This window comes from Pseudomonas sp. SMV7, assembly GCF_052041995.1.
Classification (GTDB): Bacteria; Pseudomonadota; Gammaproteobacteria; order Pseudomonadales; family Pseudomonadaceae; genus Aquipseudomonas.
In genome coordinates, this window is sequence record NZ_JBKGGT010000004.1 from 95,931 (window position 1) to 111,445 (window position 15,515).

Consider the following 15,515-nt stretch of genomic DNA (forward strand, 5'->3'; position numbering starts at 1 on the left):
CTCTGCAACAATCGCGAATAATTATCGTTAGTTAATGCATACGTTCCGGGGGGACGCTGCTTGTCTTCTGCACAGAGTCCACATGCCGATCTGGTCGGTGCGCTGTACCGCGACCATCGCAGCTGGCTGCTTGCCTGGCTGCAACGCAGCATGGCCTGCCGCCAACGTGCCGAAGACCTCAGCCAGGACACCTTTGTGCGCCTGCTCGGCCGCGCGCAACTGGACCCCCCCCGCGAACCCCGGGCATTCCTCGCTGCCGTGGCCAAGGGCCTGTTGTTCGACCACTTCCGCCGCGCCGCGCTGGAACAGGCCTACCTGGCCGAGCTGGCCCTGCTGCCGGAAGCCGAGCAACCTTCGCCGGAAGTGCAACACCTGGTCCTCGAAGACCTCAAGGCCATCGACCGCCTGCTGGGCAAGCTGTCGAGCAAGGCTCGCGCGGCGTTCCTGTACAACCGTCTGGACGGCATGGGCCATGCCGAAATTGCCGAGCGCCTGGGCGTTTCGGTGTCGCGGGTGCGCCAGTACATCGCCCAGGGCCTGCGCCAGTGCTACACGGCCCTGTACGGGGAGCCAAAGTGAGCAATGTCCCGGTTTCATCCCGCGTGCTGGAAGCCGCGATTGCCTGGAAACTCAGCCTCGACGGTGGCAGCGGCACGCCCGATGAGCGCAGCGAATTCATGCGCTGGCATGCTGCCAGCGAGGAGCACGCCCGCGCCTGGCACCAACTGGGCGCGATGGACCAGCGCGTCGGCGCGGCAGCCGGCCCGGCACGCCAGGCCCTGGTGCAGTCGCGGGTCGGCCTGCGCCGGCGTATCGGCAAGGTTGGCAGTGGGCTGGCCGGCATGTTCCTGCTCGGCTCGCTGCTGGCCTGGGTCGGCGCACCGTCGCTCGCGCCGAGTTACTGGCTGGCCGACCAGCGCACCGCCACCGGCGAGCTGCGTACCCTGCGCCTGGAAGACGGCACCTTGCTGAGCCTGAACAGCCATACCGCCGTGGATATCGACTACGCCGGCGAACAACGGAGCATCGTCCTGCACCAGGGCGAAATCTCGGTTCAGACCGGCCATCAGGACCCGCGCCCATTGCTGGTCAGTACCGACGATGGGCGCCTGCGTCCATTGGGCACGCGCTTCCTGGTGCGCCGTGAAGCCAAGGGTACGCGCCTGGAAGTGTTGCAAGCCTCGGTCGCTGCCCTGCCGCTGAATAGCGCTGATGAACAGGTGCTGCACGAAGGCCAGCAAGTGCTGATGAACGCCAACGGCCTTGGCCGGGTCGGCGCGGTAGCCGCCGGTGCCGACGCCTGGACCCGCGGCATGCTGGTGGTGGACAACGTGCGCCTGGCTGACCTGCTGGCGGCACTGGGCCAGTACCGCAGCGGTTATCTCGGTGTGGATGACAAGGTCGCCGACCTGCGGGTGACTGGCAGCTTCCCGCTGACCGACACCGACCTGGCCCTGGCGTCGTTGCTGCCAGTATTGCCGGTGAAGATCGAGCGGCATAGCCAGTGGTGGGTGACCGTCAAGCCCAGATAGGCGGGCGGCCCGTGTAGAAGCGGATTGACGCCTGCCAATTCAAAATAATTCTCGATATTTTTCAGATTCGCCCTGTCACTTTTCCAATCTCGCTCGGCAAGGAAGCAGTAAGCACTTACCCGTCGAGGAGCCGCTGCATGTCCCGTGCTGTTGAACGTATCCTGCGCCCCAGCCTGATCGCCCTGGCCATCGCGGTAGCCGCGCCATTGGCCAGCCCTGTCCTGTACGCCGCCGAGCCATCCGCCGCGCGCGCCTACGACCTGCCCAGCGCCCCGCTGGCCGCCACCCTCAACCAGATCGCCAGCCAGGCCGGCATTGCCCTGGCCATCGACCCGGCTCTGGTCAGCGGCCGCCGCTCGGCCCCGGTAAGCGGCCAGTACGACGGCCTGGGCGCGCTGCAGGCCGCCCTGCGCGGCACCGGGCTGCAGCTGCAACAGAGCAGTATTGGCAGCTACAGCCTGGTGCCAGTCCCGGAAGGTACCCTGGCGCTGCCGGCAACCACCGTGGAAGCGGCCAGCATCAGCGAAAGCGCGTGGGGCCCGGTCGAAGGCTACGTGGCCAAACGCAGCGCCGCCGGCACCAAGACCGACACCGCACTGGTCGAGTTGCCGCGTTCGGTCTCCGTCGCCACCCGCGAGCAAATGAAAGACCGCGGCGTACACAGCCTCGACGATGCCGTGCGCTACATGCCGGGTATCGTGTCGGCCAGCTTCGGCAGTGACACACGCTATGACTGGATGCGCGTGCGGGGCTTCGAGCCGACCCAGTTTCTCGATGGCCTGCCGCTGCCACGTGGCGTATACGCCAACCCCAAAGCCGAAACCTGGAACCTCGACCGCCTTGCCCTGCTGCGCGGGCCGGCTTCATCGATCTATGGCCAGACCCCGCCCGGTGGCCTGCTGGACATGGTCAGCCGCCGCCCGCAAGCGCAAAGCGCGCATGAAATCGAGCTGCAATACGGCAGCGACAACCATCGCCAGATCAACTTCGCCAGCACCGGCAAGGTCGATGACGAAGGCCGCTTTCTGTATGGCGTCAGCGGGGTCATTCGCGACGGTGGCACGCAGATCGACCATATCGACGACAAGCGCTACAACATCGCCCCGAGCCTGACCTGGAATATCGACGAAGACACCTCGCTGACCTTCCTCACCCAGTTCACCCGCGACGATACCGGTGCCACCAGCCAGTTCCGGCCGATCCAGGGCACCAAGATCGACATGCCGTTCGGCAAGATCTCCCACCACAAGAACCTCGGTGACCCTGATTACGAATTCTACGACCGCACCTACTACGCGCTGGGCTACGCCTTCGAGCACCGCATCAACGACGTGTGGCAGTTCCGTCAGAACCTGCGCTATACCAAGTCGGATCTGGCCTTCCAGACCATCACGCCCGGCAGCTACAACAAGGACAATCCGCCGGTGAAGGACGACGGCACGGTCAGCCGCATGTCCACCAACACCGACGAAGACATCAGCCAGTTCGCGGTGGACAACAACTTCCAGGCCGACTTTGCCACCGGGGACATCAGCCACACCTTGCTGCTCGGTCTGGACCACCAGCGCATCAACACCAACTACCTGTCGATATTCGGCTTCGTGCCGGACAGCAACGTCAACAACCCGGTCTACGGGCTGCCGATCACCCGTCCGGACCGCTCCACCGCGTTCTACGACTACAACCAGAAAACCCGCCAGACCGGCGTGTATGTGCAGGACCAGATGGCCCTCGGCAACTGGCGCCTGACCCTGGGTGGGCGCGAGGACTGGGTGCATACCGGCACCCGATTCCTCAACCAGGGTGATGCCACCAATACCCAGCGCGACAAGAAGTTCAGCGGCAACGCCGCCATCAGCTACGTGTTCGACTCGGGCTTCGTGCCCTACCTGTCGTACGCCGAGTCGTTCCAGCCGTCCAGCAATGCCAGTGCGTCGGCAACCGACTCGTTCAAACCCACCGAAGGCAAGCAGTGGGAACTGGGCGTGAAATACCAGCCCCCGGGCTCCAACACCCTGCTGTCGGCAGCCGTGTACGACCTGACCCAGAAAAACGTCTCGGTCACCGATACCGTCGGTGGCGTGACCATCACCAGCCAGACCGGCGAGGTGAAAGTGCGTGGCCTGGAACTTGAAGCGGTTTCCGACGTGAGCGAAAACCTCAAGCTGATTGCCACCTACACCCTGGCCAAGTCGGAAGTGCAGGACGGCGATTTCAAAGGTAACCGCCTGCAACTGATGCCCAACCAGCAGGCGTCGGTGTGGGGCGACTACACCTGGCATGCGGGGGTGCTCGACGGCTTCGGCATTGGCCTGGGTGCGCGCTATACCGGCAATACCTATGGCGACCAGGCCAATACCTACCTGGGCAAGGCCAACGCCTACACGGTGTTCGATGCAGCGGTGCATTACGACCTGGGGCGCCTGGACAGCAGCCTCGAGGGCGCGTCGGTGGCGCTCAACGCGACCAACCTGCTGAACAAGGACTACCTGTCGACCTGTGACGCCTACTACTGCTACTACGGCGACGAACGTAGCGTCGTGGCCAGTGCCACCTACAAGTTCTGAGTGAGCCGGGGCTGTTACGCAGCCCCAGGTCCCATTCGGCAGATATCGGTACCGTGATGAAAAGCCCAACCATCCGCCGCTGGTCCACGATCCACACCTGGAGCAGCCTGGTCTGCACCCTGTTTCTGCTGTTGCTGGCGCTGACCGGCCTGCCGCTGATCTTTCACCACGAGCTCGAACAGCTGCTCGGCGACGCGCCGAAGCTGCGCGAGCTGCCAACCGACACCCCGCACCTCGACCTGCAACAGCTGGTGGTCAAGGCCGAGCAGCACCGCCCCGGCGAGGTCGTGCAGTATTTCGGCTACGACGAAGACGAGCCCAACGGCGTGGTCGCCATCACCGCCGCCACTGCCGGTACCGAACCTAACGCTTCGCACACCTTCATGCTCGATGCTCGCACTGGCGAAGCAGTAGCCATGCCGGCGGCCAATGGCGGCTTCATGATGCTCATGCTGCGCCTGCATGTGGACATGTTCGCGGGGCTGCCGGGCAAACTGTTGCTGGCGTTCATGGGCTTGCTGTTCGTCGTCGCGATCGTTTCCGGCACCGTGCTGTATGCGCCGTTCATGCGCCGCCTGGCGTTCGCCACAGTCCGCCACGACAAGTCGCGGCGCCTGCGCTGGCTCGACCTGCACAACCTGATCGGCGTGGTCACCCTCGCCTGGGCCTTGACGGTCGGGGTGACCGGGGTAATCAGCGCCCTGTCCGACCTGGTCATCGCCGCCTGGCGCAACGACAGCCTGGCCGCCATGGTCGCGCCGTACCACGACGCACCCGCGCTCAGCGAGCGCGCCCCGGCCTCGCGCCTGCTGGAAATCGCCGCGCAGGCGGCGCCTGGCATGCGAGCGGACTTCATCGCGTTCCCAGGTACGCGCTTCTCCAGCGAACATCACTATGCCGTGTTCATGAACGGTGCCACGCACCTCAGTTCGCACCTGTTCACCCCGGTACTGATCGATGCGCGCACCCTTGAGCTGACTGCAGTTGGCGACCGCCCCTGGTACATGGACGCCATGGGCCTGTCGCAACCGCTGCATTTCGGTGATTACGGCGGCAGGCCGATGCAGGTCCTCTGGGCAGTGCTCGATGTACTGACCATCGTTGTGCTGTGCAGCGGGCTGTACCTGTGGTGGGGCAAACAACGCAAAGCCAGGGAGGCAGGTGCATGAGCCACAGGTCACAAGCCACCGCGCGTATCTTCGCCTGGCCTGCGCTGATCGCCGCGCTGGCCGCACTGGGGCTGTTCGCGGCCTTGCTCGGTGACCGCTGGTGGGATGGGCTTTCCTGGCTAGGCCTGGGCCTGCCCGTGTGGTTCTCGCTACGGGGCTTGTGGCGCCGCTGAGATAGCGGGCTAACACAGCTGCCCTGGCGCCTTGGCGCAGCATGGTCCGCCCCGCTACAGGAGACGGCCCATGACGATACCCCCCCAATTCCAGACCGTGGATAACCAGCTGGATGCACTGCTCCCTCCCATCCCGGGGGTCGAGCACAGCCTGGACCTGACGCTAGCCGGCCTGTTCCCAGGCCTTTCCATCAATGCCCGCACGCTGCACTTCGGAGCCCAGCCTCTGTTGCGACTAGTGGGTTTTCATCTGTTCGACGGCGGTACCTTTCGCCTGCCTGCAGGCAGTTCGATCAGGCATGCCGACTACCCGGCACTTAGCCAGCCCCTTGATTTCAACGGGCATATCGACAGCTTTTGCAAAACCATTCGTCAGACGTTGCATGCCCGCCTGGCAGCCTACTGGCTGGAGCAGGACAGCAAAGGCCTGAGCCGTACCGTACGCCTTGCCGTGTTGTACCGCGACCACCTGGAGGCGGAGATCCGCCTGCGCACCACCGACCAGACTCTGTCAGCGGCGCATGCACAGATACTCAGGACCTACCTGCAACTGCCGCGGCCCTGGCAACGTCGGCACTTGCCTGGCACTGCACGTCCCCAGGCCTATCGGTTGCTGCTCGACAGCACGGCGCCCAACTGGCGCAGCCATGTGCCGGGTTTCCTGGTGCTGACTGAACACGGGGCCGAGGGGCGCATGCTCGATCACCATGAGTCGGTTGGTCGGGTATTGCTGTGCAGTGCGGCACACGGCATCGAAGCCTTCGACAACCTGGCCGACCTGCATACGGAAGTGTGCGAACGCCTGGAGGACCCACAGCAGAGCGATCACTTGCTGAAATTGATGGTTGAACCCGACAACCAGCAAAGAGCCCGCCGTTCACAGCGCCTGCGCTATGACTGGTATACGGAAGACCTGGCCGACTACCTGGCCGTAACCCTGCGCGAGGCCCAGGCCAGGCAGCTGAGCTACAGCTGGCAACAGGCCTGGAAGCTCGGCAAACAACGCGATATCGAGCAACTGGACCTGGCCTTGAGCGCGGCGCTCGACATACGTCGCTCCGTCGGTAGCCGCGGCCAGCTGGCCAACCGCTACGGCCTGCTGCTCGAGAAGCATCTACCCAGCTGGTTACGTACCACTTCGCAGCAGGGCATCGCCCACATCATGCAGACCCTGCAGGAACTGATCGTGGCCATCGAAGCAGCCAGCGCTCCCGGCATCCTGACCTTGGAACAATTCAGCCATCAGCATTCCCTGCTGAGCTGGGTAAACCTGCGCCTGCGCGAATACCTGCAACGCGAACCGGGCTTGGACTGCGACCCGCGTGATATCACCATCAGTGTCACCCTGGCCCGACAGGTCGGGCCGATCGTCAACCCGCTGCCGCTGGGAAGCACGACAGGCTACATCCCGGTGGCCAGCCGGCGGCAGGCAGGCGACACCATCGAGCTGGTCAAGCACACCTATCGGCTCGACCAGCTGGCGTTGCTGAACATCGCCTGGTTCGATGTGGACTACTGGCTGACCGCACACGTCTACCTGCATGGCGAACCACTGCCGGCGCTGACACCGCTACGGGTCAAACAGATCGTGCGGCGCCTGAACGCCGGCAGTGGCTACCAGGCTTATCTGCGCACCCAGCTGCTTGACTCACCCGAAGGGCGATGGCGCCAGGCAGCACATGCGCAGATCACCCGGGCACGGATGAATGCCGAAGCAGTGAAAGCACACTATGTCGGCCATTTCCTGGCCGACACCTACGAGCAGGGCTACGGTTGGGCCAGCACGGTCATCAGTGCCCCCGACAGCTCCGTTCGCCCGCATTTCAATGAACAGCAGGTGATAGCCCAACAACTGCTGGTGCAGGGCGACACATTGATGGGTGTACTGCTGCTGGTTTCTCCAGAGAACTCGAAGCGCATCGTCGTTTACTGCCCCGACGTGCCGGACCGGCGCTACTGGCGTGAATACAGCAATACCAAAGCGCTGATCCGGGCCATACGCAGTGACCCGGCGCTGCAAGACTACCTGGTTCAGCGTCTGCCACAGGCCAGCGGGAAAAAACTCAAGGAACGACTGCAGAAAGGGCGGCTGGGCGCATTGATTGCTCGCCAGCCCATCAGCGGCAACCTGTATCAGGCGCTCTACCGCGCAGAGGTGAACAGCCTGATGGCCAACACCGATTACGTCACCCGCAGCAATGAAGAACTGCTGGGCGAATTCTCGGTCAACGTGGTCAGGCTGGTGCTGGATATAGTCACGTTCGTATTGCCGCAACGGGCGTTGAACAGCTTGGCATTCGGCCGTATGGCGATCTCCATATGGGACGGCTTCGAAGCACTGGAGCAGGACGACCAGAGAAACGCCTTGCATCATGCCGTGGCCGCCCTTGGCCATGCCACCGCCGGGCTGAACGAAATGGCGGGTTCCAGCCTGATGCGCCGCGCCTTGCGAGGGCTGCCCAAACCCCCACCGGTGCCGCTGCCAGGTCATTACCAAACGGCGCCCGTCGCTGCGCGGCTGCGCTACCGGATCGATTCGGCGCACGGCGAGGCCGTCTATGAACAACCGTCGGCCTCCCCGGGGCTGAGCCAATACTTCGTACGGGATAACCTGGGCCGTTACTTCAATGTCAGTTTTGATGGCACACGCTGGCGAGCCACCGACCCCGACCAGCCTTACGCCTACCTGAAGCTGCCGATCAGGCGTAACCAGAATGGCGACTGGGTCATTGACTCACCGGTGCTTTGGCACGACGGGTTACCGGACATCACGCAACTGCTCGAGCAGTGCCGCCTGAAAACAGTGCTGCAAGGCACTGCTGTTGACACAGACAACAACCTGTTCAGCGACAACGGCACCTACTACCTGCAACTGTACAACCAGCAGCTGCCGGTGCGGCGCCATCTGCTGGCCGGGCATTATCACCTGATTCTTCCCGATACCTTGTCAGGCGCAGTACCTGCCTGGGCGGTGCTGCGTCATCAGGATGGAGAGTGGCGCATCCGGGTGCGCCAGACCGGCCGTGGCAGCGACTGGCTGGCTTTACCACAGGATTACTCGGCGAGCTTGGGCAGCAGCCGGTCCAGACGCTGATGCAAGGCACTGCCGCTCGGCCAGTTACGCAACAGCCGCGCCCGGTCACGGGCGTAGGCTGGGGCAAAACTCAGCTGAGTAGCGTGCTGGCACATGGCGTCGAGGTCGATCAGCGACCAGCGGCCGTTGTGCCAGAACAGGTTGTGGCCCTTGAAGTCGCCATGGCTGATACGTTCTCGTATCAGCTGCTGCATGACCTGGACCAGGGCGTCGACCTGTTCCTCAGGCGCATCGCCGTTTTCCACGTACGGCGCAAAACACGCTGCCAGATCCGGGCCATCGATGTACTCGGTGACCAGGTAGGCGCGGCTGCGCAGGCCAAGCACGCGCTGCTCCAGCACCGCCAATGGGCGCGGCGTGGCGATGTCGAGGAACGCCAGGCGGTGCCCTTCGATCCACGAATGCCAGGCCCGGCTGGGGCGCCAGAAGCGCTTGAACCAGTGCGCAGTGTTCTTGATGTTGTAGCGCTTGAGCACCAGCTGGCGCCCCTTCACCTCGATGCGTGCCACGCTGGCGGCACCGCCGGTCTTGTACAGGTGGCCCTGGTCGATCAACTGGTCAGCTTGCTCCAGCACCGGCAGCATGGCCTCGACCTCATCACGCCGGATCGCGCGCAGGCCTGACAGGCTGCGCTGCACGCTGAACAGGCTGCATTCGCGACCGGCCTTTTCCAGGTAGTCCTTCTGCCGCCAGCTGCGCACCTTGTCCACTTGCTTCTGCAGCGCCTCGAGCGGCAACGCGTGCTCGGCATTGGCCAGCAGGTAATGCACCAGCAGCTCTTCGATGAACGGTTCCAGGCGCTTGGGCAACTGGGCGAAGAAGACCCCGAGGTTTTCCAGCACACGCGGGCGCGACAACTGCTGGCCGGGCGTTTCGGCCTTGATACCGGCGCCGTCGATCAGGTACAGCTTGCCGCCGTGGCGCAACAGGTTGTCCAGGTGCAGGTCCTCCTGCCACAGGCCCTGGGCATGCATGTGTGCCACCGCGGTGAGCGCCTCGCCCAGCACCAGGTGCTGCTCGTCGGCCAGCACCGGCAAGTCTTGCACTGCCGCCCAGGCATCGGCCAGGCTCTCGGCACCGTCGAGAAACTCGAACAGCAACCAGCCGCCCTCGCCTTCCTTGAGGCCATCGGCGAGCAGCTTCGGCGTGGTCAGGCCCTGCTCGGCGAGCAGCTTCACGCCCTGTAGTTCGCGCTGGAAGTGCCGGGCGGCGTTGCCACCGACCAGCAGCTTGGCAAGCACCGGAGTACCGCGCCATACCCCGGCGCCCACATAGCGCTGGCCCGGCAGCACGCGCAACAGGCTGAGCAGTTGCAAGTCAGCGCTGCCGGCAGCGTCGGCCAGGGTAATGCTCAGGGGCAGCGACGGGTTGCGCCCGGCTTCTTTCAATTCGGACAAACGCATCAGCGGGCCTCTTTTTCACGACGGCGTTGCGTCAGGCGTTGCAGCCAGGTATCGACCAGCGAGCCATCGGCTGGCTGCGCCAGGTAGGTGGCCAGGAGGTTACGTACCTCGCCCTCGCTCCAGGCCTGGGCGCGGCGCAACAGTGGCTCCAGGTCCTTGAGGCGGTCACGCATGCCGAACAGCAGGGGGCGGGTCTTTTCCAGGTCGATCAGTTGCGCGTCCCAGCCATCGCGGCGCTGGCGCAGGAAGATGTGCTTGGGGTAGAAGCAGCCATGCACCTGCCCGGCGCTGTGCAGGGTGCGCGCCAGCTGGCCGCAGGCCTGCAGGATACCATTGCGTTCGGCATCGCCCAGTTGTGCCCAGCGCGCCAGCAGGCTGTCGAGGTCGGCCCATTCGTCCAGGGCGCGCGTCATCAGGATCGCCCGGTGCTGGCCGCCTTGCTTGCGCTCGCCATAGAACACCGCCTGCAGGGCAGGAATGTGCAGCTTCTGGTAGCGGCTGATATTGCGGAATTCACGGGCGAAGGTTGGCTCGCCGAATGGCCGGTGCAAGGTCCGGGTCAGGTAGTCGCACTGGCGCTTGAGGTAATAACCCTTGCCTTCGAGTTCCAGGCGAAACACGCTGCTCCAGCCGCCACGACCGGTGTTCGGCTCATCCACGGCATCCAGTTGTAGCGCCCACAATGCCTCGAAGTCGTCCAGGCCGTGGCGTTTGAGCAGCGCGTGATCCGCGCTGGCCAGGTAATCGGTCATTCCCTTCCCTCGAAAAAGCCCACCACCTGGCGAATGCGCTTCTTGTCGCGCACATTCAGCCGGTCGCGGCCACGGTATTGCAGGTAGAAGCGCAGGCGTTGGGTCGCCGACAGGTGGTACTTGGCCACTTTGTCCAGGCACGCCAGGTCCTTGATCATCCGGTGCCGCCACATGAAGCCGCGCCAGAAGTCGCCGGTGGGGCAGTCGATGAAGAATAGCGTGCCCTGGTCATCGACCAGCAGGTTGCGCCATTTCAGGTCGTTATGGGCGAAGTGGTGCTTGTGCATGACCCGGGTATGCCGCGCCAGCTGGCGGCTGACATGCCCGACCCAGGCGCGGTCGGCCAGCCGCGCATCGTTGCGCTCGGCCAGCGCCGACAGGTCTTCGGTACGTGGCAGTTCACGGGTAATCATCGCCCCCCGCGCGAATGCCAGGCCCTTGCGCTCCAGGCCCCAGGCCACCACTTCAGCAGTAGGGATGCCCCACTTGGCGAACTGCTTCAGGTTCTGCCATTCCGCCTTGATCCGCGGTCGGCCCAGGTAGCGGCGCATGTGCTTGCCGGCCCCGGTGTAGCGCTTGACGTAGTAGTTGACCCCGTCTCGCGTGATGCGCACCACTTCGCTGAGCGGGTCGCGGGTCAGGCGTTCGCCTTGCAGGGCGAATACCGCCTCGAGGCTGCCGAAGTCCGCCGCCAGGTGTTCATAGCCCGGCGCCAGTGTCCAACCCGACATCAGAGTGCATCCCCATAGCGTTGCTTGCGGTCGTAGAGTTTCTGCGCCTTGCGCTCCAGCCAGGCGAGCAATGCGGCCTCGTCCTTAAGGACCTGCCGCAGCGGGCGTTGGAAGTACCCACGCAGGAAGCGCAGCTTGTCGCGCTGGGTGAGGCCGATGTCCAGCGCCGAGAAGTACAGCGCGGCCAGGTCCTTGTCGCGCCAGCGGCGGCTGATTTTCGCCCGGGTCTGCGCGCGGTGCAGGTCGATAACCGACAATTTGAAGTCATCCGCCGTCACCGGGCGGTCGGTATGCAGCAGGAAGTGGCAGATGTAGCAGTCGCGGTGGTTGACCCCGGCGCGGTGCATGCCGCCGGTCATCCTGGCCACCTCGGCGATGAGTGCGCGTTTCAGGCGTGGCTCGGGTGGTTGCCGGACCCAGTCGATGCTGAAGTCCTCCAGGCTGATGGTCGGCGCCAGTTCTTCAGTGATGATGAACGAATGTTGCGCAGCCGGGTTGCTACCACGTTCGCCATAGGCAACTGCCGTCATGGTCGGCACGCCAACCTCGTGCAAGCGCTGGATGGCCTGCCATTCCTGGCCAGCACCGAGCACCGGCAGCTTGGCAGTAAACAGGTTCTTGAAGATCTCGCCCCAGCCGATGCCGCGGTGAATCTTGACGAAGAACCCCTCCCCGGCGACCTCGGTGCGCAGAGTACGGCGCCCTTCCAGCTCGCGGTAGACCTCGCCTTGCAGCGCCTCCACGGCATCGAAGGCATCCCGCCCGGCCCACAGGCGCTTGAATGGTTCGGCCAGTATCAGCTTCATGCGGTCTCCTGCCCCAGGATCACATCGGCGGCGTGCTGCGGCATGCTGTACAGATCGGCGGTATCTGCAAACGCCAGGCCGTTGCGCGACCAGCTGGCGCGCGCCTGCTGGTCTTCGAGCATGCGCTGCAGGCAGGTATTGAGCTGCTCTTGCTCGAACGGCTCGTCCAGCACCAGGCCACAGTCTGCCTCGGCAATGTAGTGGGCATAGCCACACACCTTGGACACCAGCACCGGTAGGCCGGCCACCAGCGCTTCGAGCAGCACCGTGCCGGTGTTCTCGTTGTACGCCGGGTGGATCAGCAGGTCGGCGCCCAGCAGGAAGCGTGGAATGTCGCTGCGGCCCTTGAGGAACTGCACCTGCTCGCCCAGGCCCAGGGTGGCGCTTTGCAGCTGGAACACCTTGGGGTCGTCCTGGCCGATCACCATCAGCCTGGTCCGCTTGCGCAGGGCCGATGGCAGTGCGGCCAGGGCCTTGAGGCTGCGGTCGACACCCTTGGTCTTGAAGCCGGAGCCGATCTGCACCAGCAACAGGTCGTCATCGCCCAGGTCGAACTCCTTGCGGAATTCGGCGCGGATCTCGGCAGCGTTGGCCGGCGCGCGGCGGTCTTGGGAAATGCCTGGCGGCAGCAGGTGGAAGCGCTCTACCGGGGTGCCGTAGTGCTTGATGAACAGCGGCTGCTGCACTTCGGAAATCATCAGCACTTCGGTATGCGCGTCCTTGGCGAACACCGCACGTTCGTACTCGGCAAAGTGCCGGTAACGGCCCCAGCGGCGGTACAGGCCGCCACGCAGGGTCTGCGCCTTGTCCTCGAAGCAGCCGTCGGCGGCGTAGTACACGTCCAGCCCCGGCATCTTGTTGAAGCCGATCAGGCGGTCGACCGGGCGCTTGGCCAAGTCGGCAGCCATCCAGGCGCTGAGCTTCTCGTTGCGGCGGTGGTTGAAGATCGCCTTCACCGGCGCCACCAGCACTTCGAAGCCCGGCGGAATGTCACCCTCCCAGATCAGCGTGTACACACGGATCTGGTGGCCCCGCTTCTGGCACTCCAGGGCAATGCGCATGAAATCGCGCTGCAGCCCGCCGAAGGGGAAATATTTGTACAGCACGAAAGCCAGTTGCATCAACGGACATCCTCAGCCAGCAGCAGCGCGCTCAAGCGGCTCGCCACATGCTCGGGATTCAGGCGAGTGAAGCACAGCGGCCACTCGCGTTTCAGATCGTACCGGCGCAGGTCGTCGGCGCTCGGTTTGTAGGTGCACTTCTTCTGCAGGCAGGGAGCGCATGGCCAGTCACTGGCCTGGTGAATCTGGGTCCGTCCGTAGGCGCCGGTCAGCCCCGGGTTGGTGGGGCCGAACAGCGAAATGGTGGGTACATCGAGGGCCGCCGCCAGGTGGCCCAGGCCGGTATCGACGGCCACGCAGGCCTTGGCCGCCGCCAGTACGCGGGCAACACCGGCCAGGTTCAATTTGGGGAGCACCTGGCAATTGTTCAAGCCCTGGGCGATGCGCTCGGCCCGCGCCTTCTCGGCCGGGTTGCCCCACGGCAGGCGCACTTCCAGCTTGCGCCGGCCCATGCGCTCGGCCAGTTCGCGCCAGTAGGCTTCGGGCCAGTGCTTGGTCGCCCAGGTGGTGCCATGCAGGAACACCACGTACGGGGCGGCGGGCGGCAGCTGCAGGCGGTCAAGGTCAAGGCCGTAGTTGCCGATGCCTTCCGGCAGGTCGTAGGCCAGAGCCATGGCGAACAGCTGGCGTAGCCGTTCCACCGCATGCTGGCCGACAGCAACCGACAGGCGTCGATCATAGAAGCGGCTGGCCCAGCCTTCGCGGGCCGAGTAACGGTCCAGGCCAGCCACCGGCGCTTTCACGTAGCGGGTCAGCCAGGCCGACTTGACCAGGCCCTGGGCGTCGATCACCAAGTCGTACTGGCGCTCGCGCATGCGTTGCTTGAACGCTTTCCACTCGCCACTCTTGAGGGTCTGCCACAGGTTCTTGCGCCAGCGACGGATGGCCACCGGGATGACCTTGTCGACTGCCGGGTGCCAGCTGGGAATTTCGGCGAAGCCTTCTTCCACCACCCAGTCGAAGCGGATACCGGGAATGGCGTGGGCGGCATCGGTAAGCGCCGGCAGGGTGTGGATCACATCACCCAGCGACGAGGTCTTGATGATCAGTACCCGCACTTAGTCGACCTCGGCCACGGTATCGATCAGCTCCGGCCCGCTCAGGCGGTGCAGGGCGCTGATGACGTTGCCCGGCTCCAGCAGGCGCAGGCAGTTGTAATGGCCGAAGCGGCAGGTACGGTCGAAGCACGGGCTGCACTCGATACCGGTGCGCACCACCTCCACGTGTTCGGCCAGTGGCGGGGTGAAGCCCGGCGATGTCGAGCCGTACACTGCCACCAGCGGGCGGTTCAGCGCTGCGGCCACATGCATCAGGCCAGAGTCGTTGGACACCACGGCGTCGGCGCAGGACATCAGGTCGATGGCCTCGGCCAGCGAAGTTGCCCCAGCCAGGTTGGACGACTCTTCACGCAGGCCCGGGATCAGCCGGTCGCGGATCTGCTCACCGACCGGGTGATCGTTCTTCGAGCCGAACAGCCATACCTGCCAGCCTTGGCGAATCATTGCATCGGCCACGCTGGCATAGTGCTCGACCGGCCAGCGCTTGGCCTCGCCGAACTCGGCACCGGGGCACAGCGCCAGCACCGGGCGGTCCAGCTCCAGGCCGAACTTGGCCAGGGCGGCGTCGCGGCTCTGCGCTTCGATCTGCAGGCTGGGGCGCGGATACGGCTGCGGCAACTCGGCGCCAGGCGCGTAGGCCAGGGCCATGAAGCGCTCGATCATCAGCGGGTAGCGGGCCTTGTCCAGCTTGCGTACGTCGTTCAGCAGGCCGAAGCGCATTTCGCCGCGCCAGCCGGTGCGTTTCGGGATACCGGCAAAGAACGGCACCAGCGCCGATTTCAACGAGTTGGGCAGCAGGATGGCCTGGTCATACTGGCCGGCCAGCGACTTGCCGATGCGTCGCCGCGTCGCCAGTTCCAGTGCACCGTGGCCGAGCGGGAAGCTCAGGGCCTGACGGACCTCGGGCATGCGTTCGAGGATCGGCCGGCTCCACTCGGGGGCGAGCACATCGATCACGCAGTCGGGGTGCTGCTGTTTCAGGCACTGGAACAGGGTCTGCGCCATCACCATGTCGCCGACCCAGCTGGGGCCAATGATCAGTATTCTCATGCTTGGTCCAGAAACACTCGGGGAGGCGACAGGCTGCAGTACAGCCTGGCCTCCCCTCT

13 protein-coding genes are annotated in these 15,515 nt (G+C 64.7%); 6 read left to right on the forward strand and 7 right to left on the reverse strand.

Annotated features, from left to right (window positions below; translation table 11 throughout):
* Positions 1-60: 60 nt before the first annotated feature.
* The 6 genes from ACLEJP_RS06735 to ACLEJP_RS06760 all read left to right on the forward strand — a co-directional run bounded on the left by ACLEJP_RS06735 (position 61) and on the right by ACLEJP_RS06760 (position 8,535).
* A complete protein-coding gene (locus ACLEJP_RS06735) occupies positions 61-579 on the forward strand; it encodes an RNA polymerase sigma factor (RefSeq protein WP_440805044.1) in 519 nt (172 codons plus the stop codon).
* Positions 576-1,532 (forward strand): FecR domain-containing protein, encoded by a 957-nt coding sequence (locus tag ACLEJP_RS06740; protein WP_440805046.1) that lies wholly within the window; start codon positions 576-578, stop codon positions 1,530-1,532. Before ACLEJP_RS06735 ends, ACLEJP_RS06740 begins: the two co-directional genes overlap by 4 nt.
* Positions 1,533-1,669: 137 nt before the next feature.
* Entirely contained in the window at positions 1,670-4,099 is a 2,430-nt protein-coding gene (locus ACLEJP_RS06745) for a TonB-dependent siderophore receptor (protein ID WP_440805047.1), read from the forward strand.
* A 56-nt stretch (positions 4,100-4,155) separates the two neighbouring features.
* Positions 4,156-5,268 carry a PepSY-associated TM helix domain-containing protein gene (locus ACLEJP_RS06750; protein ID WP_440805048.1) on the forward strand — a complete coding sequence of 371 codons (1,113 nt, stop codon included), beginning with the start codon at positions 4,156-4,158 and terminating at the stop codon, positions 5,266-5,268.
* Positions 5,265-5,441, forward strand: a complete 177-nt coding sequence (locus tag ACLEJP_RS06755) for a hypothetical protein (RefSeq protein ID WP_440805049.1) — start codon at positions 5,265-5,267, stop codon at positions 5,439-5,441. Before ACLEJP_RS06750 ends, ACLEJP_RS06755 begins: the two co-directional genes overlap by 4 nt.
* Before the next feature lie 70 nt (positions 5,442-5,511).
* Complete coding sequence (locus ACLEJP_RS06760) at positions 5,512-8,535, forward strand: dermonecrotic toxin domain-containing protein (RefSeq protein WP_440805050.1); 3,024 nt, start codon at positions 5,512-5,514, stop codon at positions 8,533-8,535.
* Here ACLEJP_RS06760 and ACLEJP_RS06765 read toward each other — a convergent pair.
* The 7 genes from ACLEJP_RS06765 to waaF are packed head-to-tail and all read right to left on the reverse strand — an operon-like array spanning position 8,496 to position 15,456.
* Entirely contained in the window at positions 8,496-9,938 is a 1,443-nt protein-coding gene (locus tag ACLEJP_RS06765; RefSeq protein WP_440805051.1) for a lipopolysaccharide kinase InaA family protein, read from the reverse strand. The genes ACLEJP_RS06760 and ACLEJP_RS06765 overlap by 40 nt on opposite strands.
* On the reverse strand, positions 9,938-10,690 hold the full coding sequence (locus ACLEJP_RS06770; RefSeq protein WP_440805053.1) for a lipopolysaccharide kinase InaA family protein: 753 nt from the start codon (positions 10,688-10,690) through the stop codon (positions 9,938-9,940). Before ACLEJP_RS06770 ends, ACLEJP_RS06765 begins: the two co-directional genes overlap by 1 nt.
* Positions 10,687-11,421 carry a lipopolysaccharide kinase InaA family protein gene (locus tag ACLEJP_RS06775; RefSeq protein ID WP_440805054.1) on the reverse strand — a complete coding sequence of 245 codons (735 nt, stop codon included), beginning with the start codon at positions 11,419-11,421 and terminating at the stop codon, positions 10,687-10,689. Before ACLEJP_RS06775 ends, ACLEJP_RS06770 begins: the two co-directional genes overlap by 4 nt.
* Complete coding sequence (gene rfaP, locus ACLEJP_RS06780; RefSeq protein WP_440805055.1) at positions 11,421-12,227, reverse strand: lipopolysaccharide core heptose(I) kinase RfaP; 807 nt, start codon at positions 12,225-12,227, stop codon at positions 11,421-11,423. The genes ACLEJP_RS06775 and rfaP overlap by 1 nt, the downstream gene beginning before the upstream one ends.
* Positions 12,224-13,348, reverse strand: a complete 1,125-nt coding sequence (locus ACLEJP_RS06785) for a glycosyltransferase family 4 protein (protein ID WP_440805057.1) — start codon at positions 13,346-13,348, stop codon at positions 12,224-12,226. Before ACLEJP_RS06785 ends, rfaP begins: the two co-directional genes overlap by 4 nt.
* Positions 13,348-14,406 carry a lipopolysaccharide heptosyltransferase I gene (waaC, locus tag ACLEJP_RS06790; RefSeq protein WP_440805058.1) on the reverse strand — a complete coding sequence of 353 codons (1,059 nt, stop codon included), beginning with the start codon at positions 14,404-14,406 and terminating at the stop codon, positions 13,348-13,350. Before waaC ends, ACLEJP_RS06785 begins: the two co-directional genes overlap by 1 nt.
* A complete protein-coding gene (waaF, locus tag ACLEJP_RS06795) occupies positions 14,407-15,456 on the reverse strand; it encodes a lipopolysaccharide heptosyltransferase II (protein WP_440805059.1) in 1,050 nt (349 codons plus the stop codon).
* Positions 15,457-15,515 lie beyond the last annotated feature (59 nt).

Excerpts from the sequence above, each read along its gene's own strand:
- ACLEJP_RS06745 (WP_440805047.1), top strand. The coding sequence starts at position 1,670 with ATGTCCCGTGCTGTTGAACGTATCCTGCGCCCCAGCCTGATCGCCCTG.
- ACLEJP_RS06785 (WP_440805057.1), bottom strand. The coding sequence starts at position 13,348 with ATGCAACTGGCTTTCGTGCTGTACAAATATTTCCCCTTCGGCGGGCTG.
- ACLEJP_RS06760 (WP_440805050.1), top strand. The coding sequence starts at position 5,512 with ATGACGATACCCCCCCAATTCCAGACCGTGGATAACCAGCTGGATGCA.
- ACLEJP_RS06765 (WP_440805051.1), bottom strand. The coding sequence starts at position 9,938 with ATGCGTTTGTCCGAATTGAAAGAAGCCGGGCGCAACCCGTCGCTGCCC.
- waaF (WP_440805059.1), bottom strand. The coding sequence starts at position 15,456 with ATGAGAATACTGATCATTGGCCCCAGCTGGGTCGGCGACATGGTGATG.
- ACLEJP_RS06755 (WP_440805049.1), top strand. The coding sequence starts at position 5,265 with ATGAGCCACAGGTCACAAGCCACCGCGCGTATCTTCGCCTGGCCTGCG.
- rfaP (WP_440805055.1), bottom strand. The coding sequence starts at position 12,227 with ATGAAGCTGATACTGGCCGAACCATTCAAGCGCCTGTGGGCCGGGCGG.
- ACLEJP_RS06770 (WP_440805053.1), bottom strand. The coding sequence starts at position 10,690 with ATGACCGATTACCTGGCCAGCGCGGATCACGCGCTGCTCAAACGCCAC.
- ACLEJP_RS06775 (WP_440805054.1), bottom strand. The coding sequence starts at position 11,421 with ATGTCGGGTTGGACACTGGCGCCGGGCTATGAACACCTGGCGGCGGAC.
- ACLEJP_RS06750 (WP_440805048.1), top strand. The coding sequence starts at position 4,156 with ATGAAAAGCCCAACCATCCGCCGCTGGTCCACGATCCACACCTGGAGC.